The sequence below is a fragment of the Fibrobacter sp. UWB7 genome (genome assembly GCF_900142945.1).
Taxonomy (GTDB): Bacteria; Fibrobacterota; Fibrobacteria; order Fibrobacterales; family Fibrobacteraceae; genus Fibrobacter.
The window spans coordinates 234,692-260,473 of record NZ_FRCO01000003.1 but is presented as its reverse complement, the minus strand read 5'-3'; the positions used below and the strand labels follow the sequence as shown (position 1 = coordinate 260,473).

Genomic DNA, 25,782 nt, shown 5'->3' with positions numbered 1-25,782 from the left:
GAATCTGTAATTGCGAGTGTGTATGGCGACCCCGAAATAAATCCGGGGAGACATAACACGAAAAAGCCCGGGACTGCGAAAGCCCCAGGCTTTGTGAGTGAGGAGGAAAGTGTGTAAGGCGACCCCGCAACAAGTGCGGGGTGACAAGCTTAATGGACAGTGAGTTTCATGGTCTTTTGCATGGAGCCGCTCTTGACGATGGCAAAGTACATGCCAGGAGCGAGAGGTGCATTCTTGCCAAACTCAGCGAGGCCTTCGCCGTGGCCGCGCTGCGAGCCAATGAACTTGCCGTTCACACCAACAAGATGGACAACAAAGTCACTGGAGGCCGGAGCTGTAACCATCAGCGCAATGGATGCGTGAGAGTACGGCACGCGACTTACGGAGAGCGAAGCATTACGCATGACCGGCATTGCAACAGATGTCGGGTCGGCTTCAAGATTGTACCAGTCTACGTTGCCAAGGTAAGTGTCTTCGCCAGTGTACGTGAACGTGAGCTTTTGCTTGCCCGCCGGGAGCGTAATCTTCGTAGTTGCTTCATACCAATCGTTCCAGCCCTTAGACTTTGCGGGGTCCACAGAGAGCGTTCCGAGAATCTTGCCCGTAGAATCCGTGACCGTGATGACGCTTTCTTTTTCGGAACCTGTTGCAACGCGACCCGTCAAAATGTAACTACCAGCAGCCGGAACATTGATGTAATACTGAGTCCAATCGCCATCGTTAATCCAGCCAATGTTCGGAGAGCCAAGAGAATCTTCTTCAATTTGCACGCCGTCCATAGCCACATAGTTTTCAGCCTGAATCTTGTCCGTAATTTCAAGCGGTTCGAACGGAGCGTTCGTCACCTTGAGATTGCCGTCGAATTCATAGACCTTGCCGGGAACGGTCGAGGTCGAGAATTTGTTAGAACCCGATGTTACATTAAGCGTGCTACCAACGAGAGATTTTATTGCAACATAGGTCAGCTTGCCGCCCTTCCATGCCATGGAATCAATTTCGAAACCGCCACGGGCGCGGATGCCCTTCACGGAGCCGTTCGCCCACTGCGACGGGAGTGCCGGAAGAAGATTAATTCTGTTGTTGTGGCTCTGCATGAGCATTTCGTTCACGCCAGAGACTGCACCGAAGTTACCATCAATCTGGAACGGCGGATGCGCATCGAACAAGTTATTGTAAGTCTTGCTCGGCGTGAGAAGCATGCGAATCATTCTGTAAGCATGGTCGCCATCGTGCATACGTGCCCAGAAGTTGATTTTCCAAGCGAGAGACCAACCGGTAGCATCATCGCCGCGCTGTTGGAGCGTAACGCCTGCACCCTTGATCAAGTCCGGAGTTTCTTCCGGAGTAATCTGAGCACTCGGGAAAAGGCCGTACAAGTGAGAAATGTGACGGTTCTTGTTGTTCGGATCATCCCAATCTTGGAGCCATTCCGTAATTTGTCCGTACTTACCCGTCTTTGTCGGTGGGAGGCGCTTGACGGTTGCTTCCATCTTGGCACGGACATCTTCGTCAACGCCGAGAATCTTGGAAGCTTCAATCGTGTAGTTCAAAACGTCGCGGATAATCTGGTTGTCCATCGTCGGGCCAAAGCAAACGTTGTATCCACTGTGGTCATTTTCCGGAGAATCGCTCGGAGCGGTGACTAAATACTTGTTGCCCGTAGTCGGTTCTTCGACGAGGCTGTTCACGAAGAAGAGTGCGGCACCCTTCATCGTCGGGTAAACATCCTTGAGGTATTCCTTGTCGGTCGGATTGTAGAGGAAGTGTTCCCAAAGGTGCGTGCTGAGCCAGCCAGCGCCACTCGGCCAAAGTCCCCACGCACCGTCAATCGGAGCAGAACGGTTCCAGAGGTCGGTATTGTGGTGTTCTACCCAACCTTCGTCAACGCCCCAATGCACTTTAGCAGTCTTTTCGCCCTGCGGCACCATGGACTTGATTTTGTCAATGAGCGGCCAAACGCATTCATCAAGGTTACCAGATTCTGCCGGCCAGTAGTTCATTTCGAGGTTGATGTTCGTGGTGTACTTACTGCCCCAAATCGGGTTCGTGTCCTTGTTCCAGATGCCCTGCAAGTTGGCCGGCTGGCCACCCTTACGGGAGCTTGCGATGAGCAAGTAACGGCCATACTGGTAATGAAGTTCTACGAGAGACGGGTCGTTCGTGGAATTGAAATTCTTGACGCGGGTAGAGGTGATATCGCCTGCGCTCTTATCCGCCGTACCGAGGTCCAGCTTGACGCGGTTGAAAATCGTCTGGTAATCCTTGAGATGTGCTGCAAGCAAATCTTCATAGGACTTCTTTGCAACCTTCGACATGATTTCGGATGCGATAGCACCCGGATCGCCACTCACATCGTTATAAGACTTGAAGTTCGTCGCAGTCGTGAGGATAAGCGTTGCGCTGTTTGCACCTTCGACATTGATGTTGCCGTTTACGACGCTGACCTTGCCGCCATCGGTAACAACAGTCAAGCGATTCTGAAACTTGATGGAGTTGACGGTAACATCGTAAATGAGCGTGTTGCCGCTAGAGGTCATGCGGTTATTGCGATGCGGAGTTGTCATCGTAGCGCCAAAGCTCACGGAGCCATCCTTATCGGCAGAGAGATGCACGACAATCACGTGATCGGGATAGCTTGCGAAATATTCACGGGTATGCTTGACGCCGCCCACCGTGTAGGTAGTCTTTGCGATTGCAGTCTTGAGGTCAAGTTCACGGCGGTAATTGGAAGAACCCTTGTGCGAAGTAGAAATCACAAGATCGCCCACCGGCTGGAAACTTGCAGGCCCCGGTCCAATCATGTACTGGCTCACGATGGATTCTGCCGTGCGATAGTCGCCACGCCACAAGGCATCACGGGCATCTTTCAAATGGCTTGCCGCCCCCTGCTTGTTGTTATCGCCAGGGCCACCTGACCAAACTGTACTTTCGTTGAGGCCGATGTAATCCTTTTCGACACCACCGTAGATGAGGCCACCCATGTAGCCGTTACCTATCGGGAGCGCATTCGTGAATTCGGAACCGGCATCGCTATTGTACCAAAGCGTAAGCGGATTGTCTGTCGTTGCGGCGACATTCGAAAAGGCTACGGCACAAACTAATGCCGCAGAGCCAAGGATTCGGCTTGCTAAAGATTTCTTTGTTCTAAACATAGTGTTCTCCATTAACCCAAAACAACACCGTTTTCATAGATCCTATCGAGTTCTACGAACTCTCCAGGATGACAATTTTCCCTTATAAAAAATACCCCTCAGAGAGGGGATTTCATATAGGCGGAGAATTCTTCTCATTGATTTTTTATCAATGCATTTTCTATAAAAAATTTCACTGGATCTTCTTAAATGGTGCCCCCGGAATAAATCCGGGGTGACATCAAAAAAGTCTCAAGAAGGTGGCCCCGCAACAAGTGCGGGGTGACATAATGAAAAAAGTCATCGCGGGGCGCTGTTGGAAGCCTCGCGATGACAGTTCTTCAATCGATTATTTCTTACTTCTTAACGGTGATGCGGAAAGCTTGGCCACCGTTCTTGGACTTCACGATATACACGCCAGAATTCTTGACGAGCCCAGACGTAATCGCATGGAGGTCTTCGACACCGCGAGTCGTAAATGCACCGACCTTCTTGCCCTGAGCATCAAAGACATTGTAGTTCTTTTCTGCGACAGAGAGGTCACGAATCTCGCCCGGGAGCGCTACAGGAATAAGCCCTTCCGTATCAGGATTTGCACCTTCCGTAATGTCCTTATCCGGCTGATTTTCGTAAATCTTGTTGATCTCGTCACGGCCGTATTTTGCAGGCGGAATTTCCTTGTTCCAGCCAAAGTTCGTGAAACCAAGCAGCGAGTATTCTGTCGGATCGTTCAACTGCTTACGAATCGGAGCTATGCGGAACTTGTGAGAGTATTCGCGATTGGCATTCAGGCGGTAAGCGTTGAGCGGTTCTGCGCCCCAAGAGTTGATGCCACCGACACCCATTTGGTGCAAGTCCACACGGAGCGTGATATCCTTGTCGCGCTTGAGTTCCCACGGGAGCTTTACATTAGTGAGCTGTTCCGGAGTGTAGTGCTGGGCGCTGAATTCCATGCGCGGGTTACCCACAATCATAAGGCCCTTGCCCGTCTTTTCGTTTGTAAGCGTAGCCCACTTGACATCGGTGCGCTGGCCCGTTTCGCCAATTTCCATGTACATGACGGTCATAGAGTCTGCATACGTCGAATAAAGTCCCATGAAGCTACCGCGGTTACGTCCGATGTAGTTTTCGTCCGGACCACGGCCAAAGTAACGGACCTTTTCGTAACCACCAGGAACAGTGAAGAGCGTACCCACGTTCGGCAAATAGCTCTTGGACCCATCTGGATTGAGCGTGTATTCCACAACGATATCGCCACTGCCGTAAACCGTGTATGTAAGCTTCATGCGGGTGCTGCCCACATCCGGGAATCCGAAATTGAACGTCACCTGCGTTTCGCGAGCGGAAACTTCCTTGACTTCGGAAGTGACAGAGCGGTTGTTGCTTGCCTTGCGCCATTCGCCATGGCCGCGTTCCATGTTGAAGCCCTTGTCGTTATCAATCGGGGCGCGCCAGAAGTTCGGACGGCCGCCGTTCTTGATAATCGTATCGCCATCAAGAACGTAGCTTGCAAGCGTACCGGACTTTTCGTCAAACTTAATCTTGAAATCAGAGCCTTCAATCGTGAGACCATTGTTCTTAGTGACCTTGTGGGCCTCCATGGAGCTCACATCAATTTCAGTAGACCAGAGCTGGCCTAAATCAATGCCGAACTGTTCATGACCGATGCTGTAGCCCGCCTTAGCCCAGAGTTCATCTTTTTTGAGGCGGAAATCGATATCCAAGAAGTACTCGGCACCGACTGTCGTTTCAATCTTTGGCATGTCAATCGTTACGGTTTTCTTCTGGTTCGGACCGATATTCATCTGGGAACCGTCAATCTTACCTTCCTTAATGACCTTGCCGTTTTCCTTAATCTGCCAGAAGGCATCGAGGAAGTCGCCAAGATTCTTGTAGAGGTAGCGGCTTTCAATTTCAATCTTGCCCTTTGCGGCGTCTACGTTATGGACGCGAACTTGACTGTACTGGTACTTGACTTCCCACATTTCCGGCTGGATTTTACGATCGGGGAACACGAGACCGTTAGCGCAGAAGTTGTCGTCGTTCTGCCAGTCGCCCCACATACCGCCAAATTCGAAGTACGGAGTTCCCTTGTGGCGCAGGCCCTGGTCAATGAAGTCCCAAATGAAGCCACCGAAAGAGCGCGGGTTACCGTAGAAGGCGTCCATGTATTCCTGCAAATCACCCACAGAGTTACCCATTGCGTGTTCGTATTCGCACAACATAATCGGCTTGTTGGCATCGCGATAATTCTGGACAGCATCTGGACCAAAGTACATCCAGCTGTTCACATCGGCATTGTTCCAGTCGCCTTCGTAATGCACAAAGCGCGTAGAGTCGATTTCATGAGCACGCTGACGTTCCGAGGCGAACACGTTACCGTTACCGGCTTCGTTACCGAGAGACCAAAGAATAATGGACGGATGGTTTTTATCACGCTGCACCATGGAATTCATGCGGTCCACAGCCGGAGCGCGCCAATCATCGCTATTCTTCGGAAGATCGTTGTTGGCACCGTGGCTTTCGACGTTCGCTTCGTCAATCACGTAAATACCGTACTTGTCGCAGAGATCGTACATCACCGGATTGTTCGGATAGTGAGACATACGGAGCGCATTGATATTGAAACGCTTCATGAGAATCACGTCTTTTTCCATGCGGTCGTAAGTCACAGCACGGCCGTTATCCGGATCAAGTTCGTGACGGTCCACACCATGGAACTTCACAGGCATGCCGTTTACGTACAAACGCGGAGCACCATTGTCTTTCTTGATTTCAATCTTGCGGAAGCCAATCTTGTTACTTTCAACCTGGATAATCTTGCCGTCAGCATCCTTGAACGTGAGCACTGCGGTATAGAGGTCCGGCGTTTCAGCAGACCAGCGCTTCGGAGAAGAATACGGGATTTCGAAGTGGACACTCTTTTCGGCACCATTCGGACCAATGCCGGAAACCTTCTGGGAAGTCGGCTTAATCACTTCGGCACCGGAAGCATCGTACAAAGAAAGTTCCACGGTGTAATCGCCAGACTGCTTGCCCGTAGAATTGTAAATCCAAGCGGTCGTCTTTAAGAGACCATCCTTGTAGTTGTTCGTAAGAGTAGCATCAATCTGGAAGTCCTGAATATGGACCTGCGGCACAGCGTAGATATACACATCGCGCATAATACCAGAAAGACGGATAAAGTCCTGGTCTTCGAGCCAAGAACCGTCGCACCAGCGGAACACCTGCACGGAGATGTTATTTTCGCCCTTGCGGAGGTACTTATTGATATCGAATTCATGACCCGTGAAAGTATCTTCACTGTAGCCGACATAATTGCCGTTCACCCATACATAGTAAGCGGATTCAACACCTTCAAAGTGCAAACGGATGCGCTTGCCGTCCCAAGTTTCGGGGACCGTGAACGTACGGCGATAATGACCGACCGGGTTAAAATCCGTCGGAGCATACGGTGCAGAAACGCGGTTGTTCTGGGACCACGGATAAATAACGTTCGTGTAAATCGGATGGTCATAGCCTAAAAGCTGCCAAGAACTCGGGACCTTGATTTTATCCCACTTGGACACATCGTAATTATCCTTGTAGAAATCATTGTTACGCTGGCTAGGCTTATCGACATGGTAAAATCTCCATTCGCCCGAAAGCGTCTGGTACCATTCCGAAGCGTGACGGTCGCCCTTCACAGCTTCTTCGACTGTCGTATATGGCATCGAAGTCACGTGCGGATTCAACCTGTTCACACCAAAAATTCTTGGCTTGCCATTCCATTCATCGTTGGGCTGGGCAAACAAAGATACTGCGGACAATAGTCCAGCAGACAAAACCAAAGACAAACTAGAACCAAAGTTCATAAGTCCTCCCTTATCATATTCCTAATTCAAAAATACCCCCAAAACAGGGGTATTTTACAAGTGATTTTGCTAATTTCGTGGATATATTGTCAAAGGGAGGGGTGTTTTTAGAGCCTTTTATGTTGCAATTTGGAATATTCTTCCGCAAAAGCACTCTTGCCCGGGTCCCATTCTTCGCCGGTCCATTCTCTTACGTAATTTGCGGTTTCTTCGAAATCAATGCAATGGTAAAATGCGCCATCGCGGACTTCACCGTGGCCAATTCCCCACTCTATCATGTCTTCGGACTGCCAGTCAATTTTGAAAATGAGCCCGTCTTTCGCCATTTTTTCGTAAACAGGGATCGGTGGCAAATCTTCCGTATCAAAAGAGACCTTTCCACTTAATATAGTACGCAATTCGAGGCCCTCGCCGTTCTCATTCTCACGGGCATCATTTTCGGCGTATTCGGGGAGAACCCTCGCAAGCGAAAAATTCCCATCGCCTTCGCCATAGAGCTTGATGAACTTTTCAATCTGTTCATCGTCCATCGTAATATAATTATAGACTGAAAACATGAAGGACCTCCTGTTTGACTTGCTCAATTAAACAAGTTCTTTCAATCGTTCTTCAACTTCTTCAAGTTCGGCACAAGTGCTTACAGCACCAATTGTAACTTCGCCGTATTTTTCTAAATCTTCTTGAATGGTTTTCTTTAGGGTTTCCCTAAGTTTAAGCAAATCTTCTTTGGGCATCGTTGGAACATAATTTGCCATAGCTACCACCTCAATTTTTGAAGTTAGTCCGGGAAATGTGCAAGATAAGCGTCTTTCAGCACATCGTCGTGAGAATCGATGATTCGTTTCAGTTCGGGGATTAAGGATTCCACATCACTTCCGTTCTTCAACGATTCCTCGATAGGAAGCAACGATTCGTCACGAGTCTTTTTGTAGAGAAGGTCGATTAGTTCCTGAGCACTAGAGCTATCAAGCGTAAGGTCTTCGGGATGGTCCAAAGCATAGCACTCATACACAGATTCCAACCCCTCGACGGAACACCCTGCAGAGTTATCGTCCAGCCAAAGGATGAAATACCGACAAACTTCCTTGCCGTCCTTATTTTTGCAGTAAAATTCACGCCGCCAGTACGTGACATCGACTTCCATTTCGTTTCCGCAATGTGGGCATGTGTCATCGGAAGGGATCGTAGAGCAAACCTTGACGAAATTCAGGCGTAAGTCCCCTGCGACCTCTGCAAAATTCGGACTCATTGTAGATTCCTTTCCGCATTCGGAACACGAGACACTAACCTCTTCAGAAAAGACGAAAATTTCATCGTTTGACATAATGAACCTCCTTTATTGCTTTTGAACGGTTATAATATAGATACCGTATGCGACAAATGGAGACTGAATTATACAAGTTCCTTCAATCGTTCTTCAACATCTTCTAATTCAGCATATGTACCTACTAACCCAATTAACGTTCCTTCACCTTTTTCTTCGGCTTCTTTAATTGTCCGCTTTAGGATTTCTCTTAGTTCGAGTAAATCCTTTTTGGACATTGTCGGAACATAATTTGCCATAAAAGCCTCCTTTGTCGCATTTGAATGGCTATAATATAGATTCAGCATACGACAAATAAAGACGCATTCGTGGATTTATATTACTTTGCAAGGCGGTCGACCCTACCGCAGATTTCGAGATAAATCTATATTAAATGCATGGACAAATTGAACGTGAAACAGAATGATTGCGTGGCATACGCAATCATGGGAAAATACCCGCCCGGCGGCAGATACATCGTTTACGCATCACCCCGCAGGGAACCCCTGCAAAAGATTCTGGACGACTCCCCCGAGTTGGGCTCCATCGAAGAAAAGGATTTCGGCTTCGACATCTCTGGAATCGATAAATTCTACAGCGTCAATATCAAGATCTTGCCCGAATACGAGCAATATTCTTGCGACGCAGGAAAATACTTTCTCGATTACGCGGACGCCTCAAAGCTCGCAACCGGTGAAGAAGAGATTATGGCACCGGACACACCGCCTCTCGTTTTTGAGGTCGTCACGATCAAGGTTGTGGAATAAAAGGTTACTTTTTATTGCTCATAAAGTTTTTCCGCCTGCTGCAAAAGAGTCTGGTTAAACTCTATCGGCTGGCGGACAATCTCGCGGAACAAAGCCTCAAGACGCAGATCATCAACATTGCCCAAGTTCCCCTTGATGTATTCCACCCAGTCCAAGAGGGCGTCAATTTTGAAGCACAAAAGCCACTTGGCATTTTTCCATGCCTTCCAATCAAATACCCGATTGGAACGGAACAGATTCAAACCCAGCGCATAATTCGCCGACTGTGTTTTTACGAAATCCGTGACATATTCCATCCGGTCAAATCCATTGGTCGTTGACGGGCCGACAGAATCTAGGTAATAGAGGGCAATCATGTTAGCCAAAGGCTCCTCAACCCATGTTTTCAGACAATAAAGGCCCGACGTTGGAGCATCCATAATAGCATGCCCCAGCTCGTGAACCAAGGTCAGAGCCGTAGTGTATTTTGAATCCTGCCATTTCTGATGCTGGTTGCGAATTTTTTCGTATGAGACCCAAATTTCTGGTCCTTGGGCCTGGAGCACGCCATTAGGGAGGTAGAGACCAATGGGATCAGCCCTATCTACTAGAGCCGTTTCTAGTTTCCAAAACCGATCTTCATCCACGATATCATGGAGTTTACGTAAATCATCGGAAACGCCACAATCAATCGCCAGGCCCTTTTGGTTGATGGCCTTTTCACTGACAAAAAAAATAGGGATTTCGAGGGCCTTGCTGTAGATGCCGTAACCGCACTCTTCTTCAGCAGGAGCTATAATGTGCTTTTCAAAATACATAAGCATATCGTCTGACGGCATAACCGTCTCTGACGTGTCTGGCTCTTGTTGGAATTTGATTTTGTTCACGAATTTTGGCTTTGGCATTAGGTAAACCACACTTTCTTCTTGGGGTAATATATATAAAATTTATGGGTATACAAAAAAGCCTCCGCGGAGCTATTTGGGGTCACAGAGACTATTTCGTTAGAGATACGTTCAAGGCGATAATTTCTTTTTCATGTTCAAAACAGAGCGATTTGATGATACATTTTGCATCAACTATTCAAAAAAAACTTCAATCGCTCAATAAACGCATCTTCGGCATCCGCAACAGAATATTTGGAGTCCAACACAGAACAATCATCCACCCCTTTATAAATTCCATCAACCATAAACTTTGCTTTACTACCATCATGCACACGATATTCTTCAGTTAAGCCATAAAGACTCGCTTGATTTTTTTCCAACACCTTTTGAGAAAGCGGGTATATCAAACCGCAGCGGATGTCTTTCACGCCCCGTTCTCTATAATAGCCTGCATAGGAATGTATTTGAAAAAGGTCTTCTCTATCAACATCGCTATATTTTTTATAAACTCCATCCATTCTCTTGAATTTGGCATCTAGTACAGCAATACAACTTCCATCATCTTTCCGCAAAACAAAATCGGGACGATTTTCACGTTTAAAGAAACAATCCTGATACAAGTTTATTTTTTCTTGAGCAGAAACACTCCAACCATCTAATCTTGTTTGCAACAGATGTTCCAAATAAACTTCCCAAAGCGAAGCCACATCTAATAAATACCCCGAAGCAATTGCACTGTCCTTCGCATCCGGCAGGATGGCATTATGCCTTATTACAATTTCTGCAAATTTCAACGTTTGCTTAAAATCTGCAAACATTGGATTGTTTAACACTCGGTGCGTTTGAGCTTTCAGAATAGTTTGTTGCGAAGGAAATTTTCCTGAGTAAGATGCATTTAACTCATTCTTTATTAAGTTTAATCTCTTAAAATTCTTCTCTATTTCGCCTCTGCATGCTTTTAAAGCAGTAAAAAGAACATCTACAACACACTGAACATAATGCCGCTCATTTTTTTGTGACGAGATTCGTCCCATAAACGGAAAATCTTTTTTGATATAGTTCTGGATATCTAAGCCACCGTGAACTTTTATATCATGATACCGTTGCTTAGAATATTCTTGAGGAAGCCCCATGACAGAAGCACGCTGCAAAGAGCTTAAAAAGAGATATTCTATCAGCGGAAAATCACTGTGATCTTTTCTTTCGCCATTATCTTCAGTTTTATCAATATAAATATGATTTGCGTAATTGAGCATCTGTTCATACAGAGCATTACTGCAATCCGGTTTTATATTAAACAAAACATCGCCATAGGAAATACGACCAGCATACAAGCCAGTCTTAACATAGAACTCATCTACATCATTTTTTCTTCTTTTTTCTATAGCAAGAACAAGCCTATCGTCTTCGGATTCAACATTACTATTCAATAGAAAATCCTGCCGAAATGATACAACAGCAACATCTCGTTCTGCCGTTATTCGACCCAAAGAAAGTGCTGATTTTTCCGCAAGATTTTTTAATTTAGTTGAAGAAACGCTTTCTGGCTTTTCAAAATGGAAATTTTGATTAACGGACGCATCTATTATTTCCATACTATCACTGCTTTGGATTTTTTTCAACTATTTCTTTTACAAAAACATTTCTTGCATCGCTAAGCTTTTTTTCTAGTTTTCCTTCTTCAGGGCACAAGCTACGTAAATATTCTTTTAGTGTAGGTTTCAAATAACCATCAAACAATTCTTCCTTATGGACCTTCTTTATGCTATTTTGCCTACATACATCCTTTATTTTAAGAAAATTAGCATGTCCAAACTCAAAAGATGCACCTAACTCCAATTTACTAGACACATCCTGTTTCACTTTTTGCATATCTTCATCAGACAATCCCTGACTTTCTTTCGGTTCACAACCTGAAATGCAATAATTCAGTTTGGCGCAAGAAATAATAAATTTGTCTACATTTCCCAATACAATATTATCACGAATAACGCTATAATCGCAATCCATCCTCACCCATTTAAATCGGCGACGCAAAGCCAAATCAAAGGCATCAATACTTTTATCAACGTCATTCATCATGCCAATAAATCGAATGTTTCGAGGAACGCCAAATTTTCCTTTATACTTTTCCTCTTCTTCATAGAAGATTTCGGAATTTGCACTATTCCGTTCTAATTCAGAGTATTGAGTTTCTATTAAATGACGTTGTTCTTTAGCATCATTTTCGATCTTACGGAAATCTCGATAACCTGATTCTAACAGAGACAAAGTTTCACCAAAAACAGCCGAAAGATTTGCTCGATTTATTTCATCCGCAACAAAATAATACTCTTCAGATAAGTTTCCTTTAGCTTTTTTACAAAAATTCTTAAATTTGCCATTTACTAATTTTAAATTGACAGATTCATTACTTATTCCAATAGGCTTTATACCCTCGATAAAGTCTTCATAAGAATATGACGGATGAAATTGCACCCAACAAACATGCTCTTCGTAATTGTCTTCAAATTTCTTTTTCAAATATTCCTTAACATGATAAGTCTTACCCGTTCCTGGAGCACCATAAAAGATTACATTTGGAGAATCTTCCGTCGGATAAATTCTATTACTTGAAAACTGAACCCATGTAGGAAATGCTTTTAAAAGAAAAATTTTATCTTTTCTCGGATCGTTAGTTCCATCAGAACCTGTATTTGAAACAAGAGGCTTCAATTTTTCGTTTAATTCAGCATTCATTTCTAGCCAAGAGCCTTTTTTTAATTGCAGCTGGCATTTTTCTTTCAAGATTCCACAACAAGATTTAAACTTTCCAACAGATGGTATAAAAGAACATTCATTATCAAATATGGAAGCAATTCTATTTATTCTTGCTTCGAAATTGGAAGCTTGTTTATTTCTTCCCTTATTAAAGAGGTTCGTTAAATTTTTTTGTAAAGACTGGAAAGTTTCTTTATCGCATTTCTCTACAAAGACCTTTATTTTTTCCAAACTTTCTTGATCCAAATCATTAATTACAGCACCATCACCTCTCGCAGAGCATATAGAATTGTCATAAACAAGGTCTTTCCAATCTTTAGGTTCATATTCTTTTGCTTTATTACGAACCTCATTCCACTTTTCGTATATATTCCATGGATATTCTGAATCAGGACATAACAGAAAATCCTGAAATAAATTTTGCAGTTCTTCGTTAATTTCTTCGCTCATTTTCTCTTACTCCTCACAGTTATTCCTGAAGTATTCCCAGATGCGGACCATTGCGAGGGTGTCGACTTCGCAGTATTTGAGGGATGCCTGGCGGATTGCTTCAGTATGCAGCTTGTTGAAGCGACCGGCTTGCAGCATCACGTAATCGAGCTTGCTGATGCCACCGCAGTTGATTTGCTTTTCATCGTTCCAGATGTCGGAATCGTCGAAATCGGCTGGGAACTTGTTCGCATCAACTTTTGCGGCAAATTCTTTTAACATCGGCAAATTATGGTAGGGGTCCATATCGTCACCGTAATGGTCGCGGAAATAAGTCTCATCACTAGCCAAAATGGCAGGAAACACCTGCTTGATGGAATTGGAACTCCCCATCATCGGATGGTAGAAGTATTTTTGAGCGACAGCCTTCAAATCCAACATATCACGGGGTCCTGCAGTAAACGGGTACTTACAACTTCCCGTCGGGTGCGTAATTTTTTCAATAAAGCGAACCAACTCGTCCTTGTCGGATTCGTCTGATTCAATCAACTGAACTCTAATAGCGTTGAGAATAATATTTTCATGTTCTGCATAACGGAAGATCGTTCCGTCATCATTGTCCAATTGTTTTTTCAGTTCACGGACAAATTTGAAATTCGGATTCTTGCCAGCCTCTAGCGAAATGAACTCTCCCCCACGCCCTTCTTTGTGTTCATAATGTCCATCCTCATAACAGACATGGTGAGAGAACTGGTAGGCAACTTCTTCGTTCGGGCGCGAGCCCTTGAACAGCGGGACAGCACCTTGATAAGTTTCAAAATCGATAAAATGCAGCGGATAGGTCCACTTCGCCATTTCAGCTTTCGCGGCAGCCTTCAAGAAAGTCGGAGCCACTTCACCGGTCTTTACGCTGTGAACATGCAAGAAACGCAGGTCATTATCCGAAAGTTTCGTGCGTTTTTGGAACGCTTCAGGAGTCGCATCTTCAGCAGGAACATATTCGTATTCGTTGATATCGGTCAGGAGAAGCTTTTTCTGTTCAAGCCAGCCATTGCCCTTGAGACTTGGCGGCAGTCCCTTTGAACCACCCTTGACATCTACAATGCAAGGTTTCCCTGCAATATCAACTCCAAGCATATCCTTGAAGAACTCTGCACAACCATCTTTCTTGCCAGCTTTGCGTTCCTCGTCTGTGGCGTAGAACGGACAATTAAATTTTTTCACATCAACTTTACAGAGGCTATAGTCCTTGCGGTTGTTGACATACATGTCCGCAACTTTTTCGACAAAATCCACAAAACAACCATTAAATTTTTCATTAGCAATTTCAGGAATCTCGTCAGCAATAATCTTGTCACAGAGTTCATCCACATCGATAACACGGGCAATGTTATTTTTGCCCTGCAATTTTTCACGAATGTCCGAAGCACATTCTACTTCGCGATGACCATCCTTGAACTTAATCTGTAACAGCGAGCTCAAAGAATCAACATCGCTTACGGCATCGGTGTTTACAAGCATCAGCTTGGCACGAACCTTGAGGTGCGAATAACTTTCAAAGAACTTGGTAAACTGCTGCACCACGTATTTCTGGAATGTAACATCCAAAATCTTATCTAGGTAATCCGATTTGAACTTGCCGCCGCGACCGTCAAAAGAATACAGCGGTTCATCGGCACCAATCCCCTTCGACTTGACTTCAATAATTTCGAGGGTATCACCCCGCTTGTGCAAGATATCGACATAGACCAAGAAGTTGTTCGTGCCAAAGGCGGCTTCAGCCACATCGGCATTTTCCATACGGAGAAAGCGCATCGTGTCTACAAGGGTTTTCATCTGGGCAGGAACCGGCGAAAGCGTCGGATCCCTGCGGATGATGTTTTCGTCGGGAACGCCCTCGTAAACGCGGGCAAGTGCACCAAACTGGTCGCCCACTTCGGCAATGCCATCGACTCCATCAAAGTGGTAGGCGTAGTCTTTGGAATTGCGGTAGTAATACGCATACATCGCACATTCTACCGCCTGGTTGAACGCCGACTTGGTGAACTTTTTCTCGTGATACTTGTTGTCAAGCATGACACCCTCGTTTTAATTAGTCCGTCAAAAATTAGTTAAACTTTATTTCTTGTACCACTTGGGAGTCTTCTTTTTCAGGGGAGAATCCGCAAACATATCGGACATATCAACATTTTTCGACACGTTCCATTTATCAAGATTTCCTTGAAATTTAGAAGATGCGAACATTTCACTCATTGTCTCAACGTTTGACACATCCCATCCGCTGATATCACCATTAAAAATGGAATTTTTAAACATAAGCTTCATGTTTGTAACATTCGACACATTCCATTTACTGATATCACCATTGAATTGCGATTCTCGAAACATATGACTCATATCTGTAACGTTTGACACATCCCATTTACTGATATCGCCATTAAAATCCTTATAACAGAACAAGCTTTCCATATCGGTAATTTTAGACACATCGATAAAATTCAAGTCACACTTATCACCATTTTTCGTAATAGCCGCACGAATCAAAGCGTCCAAATGATTTCTGCTTTGAGCAACGACATTTTTTGCAGAGACGTCAAAGATTTTCCATTTTGGAACATATTCTTCATTATCAGATCCATAAAACAATTCCGATACATTACATTCTAAAGAAACATTCCATTTATCAATGTTCCCCTGAAATTTGGAATTTGCAAACATATTGCGCATATCCGTAACATTCGACACATTCCATTTGCTAACATCTCCATTAAATTCTGAGCCATCGAACATGCCGGTCATATCAGCAACTTTTGATACATCCCATTTACTGAGGTCGCCATTAAATTGCGTTTCACTGAACATGTTGGACATATCAGTCACATTTGAAACATCCCATTTACTGACATCGCCATCAAATTGAGAGTTACAGAACATGCTAGACATATCAGTCACATTTGAAACATTCCATTTGCTGATATCGCCATTAAAACTCGAATATTGAAACAGGCAACTCATTATAGAGACATTCGACACATTCCATTTACTAATATCACCATTAAACGCAGATTCTTCAAACATCTGTTGCATATTAGAGACATTTGAAACATCCCATTCGCTGATGTCTCCATTGAAAGGCGTTTTCAAGAACATTCCCATCATGTCCTTTACCTTGGAAACATTCCATTGGCAAACATCACCGTTAAAAGCAGACCATGCAAACATGGCTTTCATATTTACAACATTTGACACATCCCATTTACTGATATCACCATTAAATTCGCTATTCGCAAACAAATCGCTCATATCCGTAACTTTAGATACGTCAATGAAATTCAAATCGCAATTTTTGCCATTCTTTTTAATAGCGGCTTTTATCAATTTAGTTAAATCATTTTTGTCTTTAGCAACTACCGTCTTTTGTTCAGCGGTCTTTTTGGCAGCTGTAGTTTTCTTAGTTTCTACAGTTTTCTTGGCAGTAGTTGTCTTTTTAGTGGCAGTAGTCTTTTTCACTTGTTTAGTTTCTTTTGTTTGTTCTTTCATATTTACCAGCCTTTTAGTTCTTTATTTTTCCAAAGAGCTTTCCTTGTACCACTTAGGAGGTTTCTTTTTCAATGGAGAATCATCAAACATCATCCCTATAATTTTCACTTTAGATATATCCCATTTGCTAATATCGCCATTAAAACGAGAATTAGAGAACATGCTGAACATATTGGTAACATTTGATACATTCCAATCGCTGATATTGCCATTAAATTGAGAACCATCAAACATCAAGGACATATTTGTAACTTTAGACACGTTCCACTTACTGATATCGCCAGTGAATTTCGATTCTTGGAACATCATGAGCATTTTCTTTACTTTAGATACATTCCATTGACTGATATCACCATTAAATTGAGAACCGTAGAACATTCCAGACATATCTGTAACATTTGAAACATTCCACTTGCTGATATCACCATTAAATTGAGATTCACTGAACATATCGTGCATATTCTTTACCTTAGATACGTTCCACTGGCTAATATCGCCATTAAATTGAGACTGACTGAACATAAATGTCATGTCCTGAACTTTAGACACATCCCACTGACTAATATCGCCAGTGAATTGCGATTGCATAAATAAATTGCTCATATCCGTAACATTTGATACGTCAATGAAATTCAAATCACAATTTGTACCATTCTTTTTAATGGCGGTTTCTATCAATTTAATCAAATCATTCTTGTCTCTAGCGACAACTGTTTTTTGACCAGCGGTCTTCGGTGCAGCAGTTTTCTTTGGAGACGCCACAGCCTTCTTAGCAACCGTAGCCTTTTTAGCTGTAGTTGTCTTTGAGGATTCTGCAGCTTTTTTGGTGACTGTTGTCTTTTTGGCGGCAGTAGTCTTTTTCACTTTTTTCGTTTCTTTTGCCTGGTCTTTCATATTCACTTGTCCTTTTTGCTTTCGCATTTATTTACTGTTAAATTTTATTCCTTGTACCACTTTGGAGGATTACATTCCAAAGGAGATCCAACAAACAATTCAAACATATTTGCGTCTTCTGACACCTTCCATTTACTGATGTTACCGCTGAATTCAGAATCTGCAAACATGGCTTCCATTGTAGTTACTTTGGACACGTTCCACTTGCTGATGTCGCCATTGAATCGGGACCGATCAAACATAGAATTCATGCTAGTCACATTCGATACGTTCCATTTGCTGATGTCGCCATCGAACGGAGATTCTTTGAACATAAAGTCCATACTCGTCACATTCAACACATTCCACTGACTGATGTCACCATCAAATTGCGAATCAGCAAACATAAAACTCATGTCGGTCACATTGGATACATCCCACTTGCTGATGTCACCGTTGAAAGCCGATCCGCAGAACATAAAGTTCATACTCGTCACATTTGATACGTTCCATTTGCTGATATCGCCACAGAACGGAGTATGTTTGAACATAGAGTCCATAGTCGTCACATTTGACACATTCCACTTACTGATATCGCCGTTAAATCGGGACCCTTCAAACATAAATCTCATATCAGTCACATTGGACACATCCCACTTGCTGATATCGCCATTAAATTTGCTTTCCATGAACAGTTCGTTCATTTCCGTAACTTTAGATACGTCAATGAAATTCAAATCGCAATTTTCGCCATCCTTTTTTATGGCAGCTTTTATCAGCTTTATTAAGTCATTTTTGTCTTTCGCGACGACAATTTTTTGTTCAGAGGATTTTTTAGTTGCTGCGGGCTTCTTGGCAGCAGCGGGTTTCTTGGTTACAGGAGACTTTGGAGATGCCGTAGTCTTCTTGGCCGTAGGAGACTTTTTGGCAACCGTAGCCTTTTTAGCAGTAGTTGTCTTTGATGATTCTGCAGCTTTTTTGGAGACAGCTTTCTTTGCTTTTGTTTTTTCGGTCATATTCACCAGCCTTTTTGTTTTGAAATAAAATATACTCTAAATACTACCCTATACGCCAAAAACGTTTCAAAAAGCTTACATTTTTCAGAAGTACCATTTTTGAACAAAAAAAAATGGCGGCCCGGAGGTCGCCATTTTGAAATGTTACTGGATCCTTCGACTTCGAGGCTACGCCTCTTCGCTCAGGATGACGCACTCGTTACTTCACGAGGACGCGGAAGGTCTTGGACTGACCAACGCTGCGGACCATGTACACACCCGGCGTAAAGCCTGCAGCACGGATGGACTTAGCAACGCTCTGACCGTTGACTTCGACGTTGCCGAGGAACTTGCCGGTCATGCCAAAGACTGCGTAAATCTTTTCAGGAATCTGGAGTTCCACGCGAGCCTTCTGGAGTGCAATCGGGCTTTCTTCGCAATCAAAGCCCATACAGAACTTGAACCAGTCCACGTTCACGAAGTTCCCGACAATCTGCATTCTGAGTACATGTTCGCCCTTCGGGATTTCCTTGGTCTTTGCTTCAACCGTAGAATAATGATCCCAATCTTCGCCCTTTTCGGCCTTGATGACATCGGTAATTTCCTTGCCATCAACGTAGAACTGGACGCCGACATCATCAGATGCCGTAGCCATGTTCAAACGAACCGTGTATTCAGACGCAATCTGGTTATCGATAGTGTATTCCACCCATTCGCCATCTTCGGTGTAACCGAGAGCATAGCCCTTAGACTTGTCCGCAGAGTCAATTTGCACGATGTCCACTTCATCTTCGCGATAGGCGCCGCCCTTGTTTTCGCGGTCGTTATCGTAGAAGGCCTTGTTGTGACCACCGACATCGTAATCTTCTGCTTCAATCTTGCCCGGGATTGCAGATGCGACTTCCTTGAACGGAGTCTGCGGAATAGCAGTCTTTTCGCTTTCCATGTACCAGTAGTCGAAATCGAAACCACCCTGCTTGACGACGAAGAACAAGTCTTCAACGCCTGCGGCATCGCTCAAGTCGAAGGTGTTTTCTTGCCAGCTGGAGCTTGCCGGGATGTTCATTGTTGCAAGTGTTGCTCCAGTTTCAGACTTGGCGTGGAGTTCAATCTTACCGCCATTACCTCTCGTGCAAACGATGATGCGGTCTGCGCCATCACCCATGTCCACAGAGCGAACCTTTGTATAGAAGTTCGAACCCATGTTGGTGAGGTAGACGTTATCGCCCTGCTTTGCCACGTGCTTGATGATGGTGTATCCACCGCTCTTGTCCACATTGATGCCACCGACCCAAGATTTTGTTTCGGCTTCAACGCGAGTGAACGGGTCAAGGTTCTTAATCGGCTTCTTGACGCCATCATTCGTAGACTTGATGGTCGGAATCGAACCGTCTGCATTCCAGGTGAATTCTTCGACGGCGGTAGAACGGCTATAGCCACCGCCGCTCACGTTCTTTTGGTTGTGATAGAAGAAGAAGCTACGGCCCTTGAAGTCAATGAGACCGGAGTGGTTCGTGAATGCAGTGTTGTTACCCTGATCCATGATGATGCCCCCCCACTTCCACGGACCCGTCGGAGAATCACTGGTGGAGTAAGAAATCTTTTCGGGCACGCCATGAGAAGCGTAAATCATGTAATACTTCTTATCACGCTTGTGGATCCACGGGCCTTCTGTGTAAACGGAGTTTCCGCTCGGAGAGAAACCACGACTCATATCCGTCACCTTGATATCGCCATCGAACTCAATCATGTTTTCTTTGAGCTTGGCGTAATAGAGCTTCGGGTTGCCCCAGTAGAGCCATGCCTGGCCATCATCGTCAATCCAAACGGTCGGGTCAATGTAATCCCAGTTCGGACCTGCAAGATGCTGACCATTACGAGCATCCTTGAACGGACCTTCCGGCTTGTCGGCCACAGCGACGTTAATAGCGCGGCCACCGCGAGTCGATTCTACAGTCACGTAGTAGTAATACTTGCCATTGCGACGAACAACTTGAGCAGCCCAGTCACCGTTTTTCTTGGCATTGCCACCAAAGCTTTCATTCGTGAGGATGAGTTCGCCCATATCGGTCCAGTTCACCATATCGGTGGTGCAAGAGACGCGCCAACCGTGCATGGTAAAGAAGGAACCGCCTTCGTCGTTACCCGTGTACACGCAGACGGTATCGCCAAACACAACCGGAGCCGGGTCAGGCGAATAGTACGTCTGGATAATCGGATTTTCAGCAAGCGCATTGGACGCAAAACCAAGTCCAAACGCGAGAAGTATTTTACTAGTCATCTTCATATTTCACCCCATTTTCCCTAAACTACTTCACCTGAATCATTTTGCCAAAGGCCTTGTTCACGCTCTGGACAAAGTAGACACCAGACTTAAAGTTATTTGCATGCATAGCCTGCATCACAGAGCTTGTCGTCGGCAAGCCCATCAAGCGGATAGCACCCATGTGATGACCGCGGATATCAAACACGTTCAACGTAGAGCTGCGAGAGATATCCATGTTCAAACCGTAACGGACGCTCGGCTTGATCGAAAGGATTTCTTCCTTGGACTTGCCAAACTTGATCCAGTCAATGTTCAGGTAAGCACCCGTGATAGCCACGCGAAGCACATGTTCACCAGCTTCGAGAGCGGTCGTCTTGCCTTCGACAGTGCCATAAGTATTCCAGTCTTCGCCCTTCGGGGCAACAATCGTATCGCTGATAGCCTTGCCATCCATGAAGAGCTGGAAGCTAGAGCCTTCGAGACCAGAAGCTACGTTTGCAAGGAACACGTATTCACCAGCTGTGACATTCACGGTGTATTCCATCCATTCACCAGCTTGCGTGTAACCCACAGCGTAGCCCTTAGACTTGTCCGTAGAATCAATCTGAGTGATGTCCACGCCATCTTCGCGGTAGGCGCCGCCTTCGTTCACAAAGTCCTTGTCGTTGAAGGAAACGCTCTGGCCACCTTCATCGTAATTTTCCATTTCGATGGTGCCCGGGATTGTCATGTTGTCGACAAACGGAGCCTGCGGAACCACATTGGAGAAGTCCGGAAGCGGGATAGTGTTGATGCGGTCACCGATGTTCTTGAATTCGCCCTGGAGGCCCGCAGCTTCGGCAACAGAAGCGATGTAGCCATTGTTGTTCTTTTCGGTAAACTGACCCGGAGCGTTACGGCCAACGCCGCTCGGAGCGTTCTTGTAAGAGTTGTTTTCGACAGCAAAGCCACTAGAGCCTTCGTCAAGATAAATCGGCAAAATCCAGTAATCCGACCACTTGGACTGGGACATATCATGGATGTAGTTTTCCTTGATTTCGCTACCCGTGCCCTGGTTGCTCAATGTATAAATCGGACCGGAGTCGCAAAGCAAACGGGCAATGTGGTGGATGTTGTTCTTATTAATTTTGTTGTTCGTCATGGCTGTTTCGCTCTTGGTCCAGCCATAGCCCACAGAGATACCGGAATAGTTTGTATAGGACACTTCGTTATTTTCGATGACGACATAACGCGGATACCCGGCGGCAATGCCCACAGCGCCCTGATGTTCATTCGTCACGTTTGTCACGAGGTTGTAACGGATTGTATCGCGGGTACTGATTTCGTCCTTGTCCTTCGGATTGTACGGGATGTGAATTTCGGTCGTGGAGTCTTGAGAGAACTTGCCGAGCATAATGCCGCAGCCGCCGATTTCATAGAATACGTTGCCTTCAATCACGTCATCATTTGTACCAGAGACAAAGTCAAGACCAGTTGCAGCCATCTGCGTGAACGTGCAATTCTTGATTTTGAAATGGTGCGCATTTTCGACGCGGAAACCAGCATCCGGACGCCAGAGGAGGAACTTGTTAGAGCCAAGACGGCCGTTTTCAGCCATGACTTCGATGTTGAACATACTTGCCTGCAAATCCAGGAAGCCTTCTTCGCTCGGACGCAAGAAATTGGAGTTTGCAAAGGTTATGCCTTCAAAAGACATGTAACCAACTTTGTTCTTAGTGTCCTTACCGAGGATGCTGAAGAGCGTGTTGACGCGCGGTGCAACGACGTTTGCGGTTGCCATGCTTTCGCCTGCGCGGGCCTTGTAGTAAAGCGTGTTGGTCGATTCGTCGAGGTACCATTCACCCGGCTGGTCGATAAATTCGTATGCGTTTTCGAGGTAGTAGACCTGCTGCTTCGGCGGATTGCTCATGAAAGCGGTACCGAGCATCGGGTACTTGCGGCGGAAAAGCTTGCTTCTTTCAGGATCCTGCGGTTCAAACTTGAAGGTATTGCCCTGCTGGGAAATCTTGTCAAGACGCAAGATGCTTTCGGTCCATGCAATCATCAAATGGATTTCGACCTTCTTCGGATTCTTCCAGTCCGTAGACTTGATATCGCTGCTGTTCAGGAGGAAGGCGCTGCCGGCAGAGTCCACTTTGTTCAAGCGGAAGAAGTTATGGTCGCCGTTATCGAGCAAGTTCGGCATACGCGCGCGAATAGCCTTCTTACCGTTCACGTAGAGCTGGCGGAAGCGTGCGTCAACGCCTTCGGCCTTCCAGATGTTGTTCTTTTCATCGTGAATCGTCCAGCCAGACATCGGGATACCGCCCGTAATAAGCGGAGTTTCGTTCGGATAGGCTTTATAGCGGACGTAAAAACCATCCTTACCGCCATCAGCCTCAGTAAAATTGACCGTAGACGAAAGCTGATAGGTTCCGCCACGAAGAATGACGGAGATATCGCCCGTCATGGTGCCGTTGATGGCACGCACAGCCTTCTGGGCCTGCGTAATCGTCTTGAACGGGGCCTCTTCGGTACCCTTGTTGGAATCGCTACCATTGGGAGCGACATAGAATGTAGCCTGATCAGCGGCGGTAGCAACAGTAACACCCAGGAAGAGTGCAGAAACTGCGGCAAGATGACCAATTGTTTTGAAGCTCATACCTAACCTCACGTTTAAAAACCAAACATAGTTTGCCCTAACAACACTTTAAAATTATTCTCGAAAATGCTTTTTTTTCATGTTTTAAGGCGAGATATTGTGGACGGTTTATCCATAGCTATGGGAGGGTGGAATATTCTTTTTTAGAGTTAGGAATTACACAAAATGCCTCGCGGAAGCGCGAGGCATTTTGAATGTGTTTGTGAGGAGAAATCTCAATGCTGCCCCGGCACAAAGGCCGGGGAGACAACGCAAAGTGCTATTTAGCGAACGTTCACACGCTGGATTTGGTTACCCTTGACAGAGCGCACCATGTACGTGCCACGTGCATACCCAGCGTTCTTGAGCGCCTGCGACATGCTTGCACCATTCAAGTCCACGCAGCCAAGATGCTTACCTGTAGCGCTGAACACGTTATAGGAGTTTTCGGATTCAAACGACGTGAGATGAACCTTATTCAGCCCCACCGTTCCATCGGTAAACTCAATCCAGTCAATGTCCATCCAGTCACCGGTTACCGTAAAGCGGAGAATGTGTTCGCCTTCGGTCAGGCTCACCTTCGCTTCAACCGTGTTGTAGTCATCGTAATTATCTTCGCCAGAGCTTGCCTGCGGAACAGCGATTTCTTCGGTAATGTCCTTGCCGTCCATGGAGAGCTTGAAGCTCGAGGTGCTATTAGCAGAAGCCACAGAAGCGCTCATTGTGTAAGTACCCGTCTTGGCAACGTTCACAGTGTATTCGAGCCATTCGCCAGCCTGGTTGTAACCAACGATAATGCCAGAAGCCTTCTTGTAAAGGTCCACGCCAGTACCCGGGCGATAGTCAGAGTCGCCATGGTTTTCGGTATCATTTTCGTTGTAGGTGGTGTTGCCCTCACCCACGCCGTTGATGTCAAAGTCTTCCACTTCGATTTTTCCCGGAATGGCGAGAGCCTTACCCTTGAACGGTTCGCGAGGAACAGGCTTGAGAATCAAACGGAGCAGTGCAGAGCCGTGAGCCGGGAGTTCGATAGAAACGCGGGAAACCGGTCCCAAGTCCTTCTTTTTCCATGCATCGCGAACTTCGACTTCGCCTTCTACGCCAATATCTTTAAAATCGCATTCAACAGTCTGGGTAGAGCCGTTATTATTGAGGAGCGCCACGGCAATATCGCCATTCTTCAAGGGTTTAGTCCAAACCTGCTTGCCTTGCTTGTCAGAAATGCGGTGGCCCTGAACGCCAAGAGAGTCCTGGTTGATGGCAATCATGTCCTTGTTCAGGTAGAGTTCCTTGGTCTCGTTGCTCATGTTGCGCACATCGGAACTGATCATGATGGGAGCAGCCATGATGGACCACATCGTCATCTGGGAGCGCTGTTCCTCGTAAGAGAGGCCTCTGTTACCTACTTCGAGCATGTCCGGATCGTTCCAATGGCCAGGCTTTGCAATTTGCCAATACTTGTTGTTGGCATCGATAATTTCATAGACGCCGCGGTACCACGAAGTGGAAATCCATTCGGGACCAATGTCGAAAGTGGTGCGCCAGAGGTTAGCAATTTTCGGCATCCAGTCCTTGTATTCCCACATGCAAATGCTGAACACGATGTCGCGTCCGGAATTGCGGAGAGCGTTGGACATTGCAGTGTAATCTTTTTCCTGCGTTCTCGGATCCGAGTCGCAGTTATCGTACTTCCAGTAGTCCACGCCCCATTCAGCCAATTTCTTGGCATCCTGTTCTTCGCGGCCATTGGAGCCACTTTCACTCTGCCAGTTGCTATTGTAATGGTGGCAAGTACGTTTGCCACGGTCGCCGTAAAGACCGAATTTCAGGCCTTTCTTATGCACGTAATCGGCAATGGCCTTCATGCCACTGGGGAAAGTTTTCGGGTTGTTCTGGAGGTTGCCCTGGGCATCGCGCTTGGTATCCATCCAGTTGTCGTCCAGATTCAAGTAAATGTAGCCAGCGTCCTTCAAACCGGAACTGACCATCGCGTCGGCAATTTCCTGAATCTGCTTTTCGTTGATGTTTTCGTGGAAAACGTTCCAGCTGTTCCACCCGAGCGGGGGCGTAAGCACCAAGCTATCCGGATGCGCAAAGGCCTGGGAAACCAATCCCGCTAAAGCCAAAGAAGCTAGCACTCCAAACTTGCGACCATTTTTCTTGTTCAAACCAAACATAAGCACTCCTGTATCCTAAGTATTAATCATCCCCAAACTAAAAATACCCCCTAAAAAACAAAAAAATCAATCTTTGCAAATAATTCCTTTGACATATTATCCATAATGGATATTAGTCACTGGTCATTGGTTATTGGTTACTAGTTATTAGTCAATAGTCAGTAGTTATTGTGGAACGCACAAAAAAAGAGCGTCCCCGAA

At 45.6% G+C, this 25,782-nt stretch carries 17 protein-coding genes; 1 reads left to right on the top strand and 16 read right to left on the bottom strand.

Annotated elements, in window-relative coordinates; genetic code table 11:
* Positions 1–149: 149 nt before the first annotated feature.
* The 6 genes from BUC30_RS10855 to BUC30_RS16125 form a co-directional block, all read right to left on the bottom strand.
* Complete coding sequence (locus tag BUC30_RS10855) at positions 150–3,152, bottom strand: glycosyl hydrolase family 95 catalytic domain-containing protein (protein WP_073424876.1); 3,003 nt, start codon at positions 3,150–3,152, stop codon at positions 150–152.
* A gap of 335 nt (positions 3,153–3,487) precedes the next feature.
* Positions 3,488–6,985 carry a beta-galactosidase, LacZ type gene (locus tag BUC30_RS10850; protein WP_073424875.1) on the bottom strand — a complete coding sequence of 1,166 codons (3,498 nt, stop codon included), beginning with the start codon at positions 6,983–6,985 and terminating at the stop codon, positions 3,488–3,490.
* A gap of 107 nt (positions 6,986–7,092) precedes the next feature.
* The gene (locus BUC30_RS10845) at positions 7,093–7,542 is read right to left on the bottom strand and encodes a hypothetical protein (protein ID WP_073424874.1); all 450 of its coding nucleotides are present in this window, start codon (positions 7,540–7,542) and stop codon (positions 7,093–7,095) included.
* A 27-nt stretch (positions 7,543–7,569) separates the two neighbouring features.
* Entirely contained in the window at positions 7,570–7,740 is a 171-nt protein-coding gene (locus tag BUC30_RS16130) for a hypothetical protein (RefSeq protein ID WP_170861536.1), read from the bottom strand.
* A gap of 23 nt (positions 7,741–7,763) precedes the next feature.
* Positions 7,764–8,309: a hypothetical protein gene (locus tag BUC30_RS10840; RefSeq protein ID WP_073424873.1), complete on the bottom strand. Its 546-nt coding sequence runs from the start codon at positions 8,307–8,309 to the stop codon at positions 7,764–7,766.
* Between the two features lie 68 nt (positions 8,310–8,377).
* The gene (locus tag BUC30_RS16125) at positions 8,378–8,548 is read right to left on the bottom strand and encodes a hypothetical protein (RefSeq protein WP_170861535.1); all 171 of its coding nucleotides are present in this window, start codon (positions 8,546–8,548) and stop codon (positions 8,378–8,380) included.
* A gap of 138 nt (positions 8,549–8,686) precedes the next feature.
* Here BUC30_RS16125 and BUC30_RS10835 point away from each other — a divergent pair, with 138 nt between their 5' ends.
* Positions 8,687–9,055 carry a hypothetical protein gene (locus BUC30_RS10835; protein ID WP_073424872.1) on the top strand — a complete coding sequence of 123 codons (369 nt, stop codon included), beginning with the start codon at positions 8,687–8,689 and terminating at the stop codon, positions 9,053–9,055.
* Positions 9,056–9,066: 11 nt separating this feature from the next.
* Here BUC30_RS10835 and BUC30_RS10830 read toward each other — a convergent pair whose 3' ends face one another.
* The 10 genes from BUC30_RS10830 to BUC30_RS10785 all read right to left on the bottom strand — a co-directional run bounded on the left by BUC30_RS10830 (position 9,067) and on the right by BUC30_RS10785 (position 25,581).
* The gene (locus BUC30_RS10830; protein ID WP_244536594.1) at positions 9,067–9,873 is read right to left on the bottom strand and encodes a hypothetical protein; all 807 of its coding nucleotides are present in this window, start codon (positions 9,871–9,873) and stop codon (positions 9,067–9,069) included.
* Between the two features lie 236 nt (positions 9,874–10,109).
* The gene (locus BUC30_RS10825) at positions 10,110–11,516 is read right to left on the bottom strand and encodes a 5-methylcytosine restriction system specificity protein McrC (RefSeq protein ID WP_073424870.1); all 1,407 of its coding nucleotides are present in this window, start codon (positions 11,514–11,516) and stop codon (positions 10,110–10,112) included.
* A gap of 4 nt (positions 11,517–11,520) precedes the next feature.
* Complete coding sequence (locus tag BUC30_RS10820; protein ID WP_073424869.1) at positions 11,521–13,131, bottom strand: McrB family protein; 1,611 nt, start codon at positions 13,129–13,131, stop codon at positions 11,521–11,523.
* A 6-nt stretch (positions 13,132–13,137) separates the two neighbouring features.
* Positions 13,138–15,186 carry a DUF2779 domain-containing protein gene (locus tag BUC30_RS10815; protein ID WP_073424868.1) on the bottom strand — a complete coding sequence of 683 codons (2,049 nt, stop codon included), beginning with the start codon at positions 15,184–15,186 and terminating at the stop codon, positions 13,138–13,140.
* A gap of 42 nt (positions 15,187–15,228) precedes the next feature.
* Positions 15,229–16,650: a BspA family leucine-rich repeat surface protein gene (locus tag BUC30_RS10810; RefSeq protein ID WP_083555767.1), complete on the bottom strand. Its 1,422-nt coding sequence runs from the start codon at positions 16,648–16,650 to the stop codon at positions 15,229–15,231.
* Positions 16,651–16,671: 21 nt separating this feature from the next.
* A complete protein-coding gene (locus tag BUC30_RS10805) occupies positions 16,672–17,571 on the bottom strand; it encodes a BspA family leucine-rich repeat surface protein (RefSeq protein ID WP_073424867.1) in 900 nt (299 codons plus the stop codon).
* Between the two features lie 17 nt (positions 17,572–17,588).
* Positions 17,589–18,539, bottom strand: coding sequence for a BspA family leucine-rich repeat surface protein (locus BUC30_RS10800; protein ID WP_244536593.1), 951 nt, complete (start codon positions 18,537–18,539; stop codon positions 17,589–17,591).
* 199 nt (positions 18,540–18,738) lie between these two features.
* Complete coding sequence (locus BUC30_RS10795) at positions 18,739–20,805, bottom strand: family 43 glycosylhydrolase (RefSeq protein WP_073424866.1); 2,067 nt, start codon at positions 20,803–20,805, stop codon at positions 18,739–18,741.
* 22 nt (positions 20,806–20,827) lie between these two features.
* A complete protein-coding gene (locus BUC30_RS10790; protein WP_073424865.1) occupies positions 20,828–23,425 on the bottom strand; it encodes a carbohydrate-binding protein in 2,598 nt (865 codons plus the stop codon).
* A gap of 263 nt (positions 23,426–23,688) precedes the next feature.
* Positions 23,689–25,581 (bottom strand): carbohydrate-binding protein, encoded by a 1,893-nt coding sequence (locus tag BUC30_RS10785; protein ID WP_073424864.1) that lies wholly within the window; start codon positions 25,579–25,581, stop codon positions 23,689–23,691.
* Between the last annotated feature and the right edge of the window lie 201 nt (positions 25,582–25,782).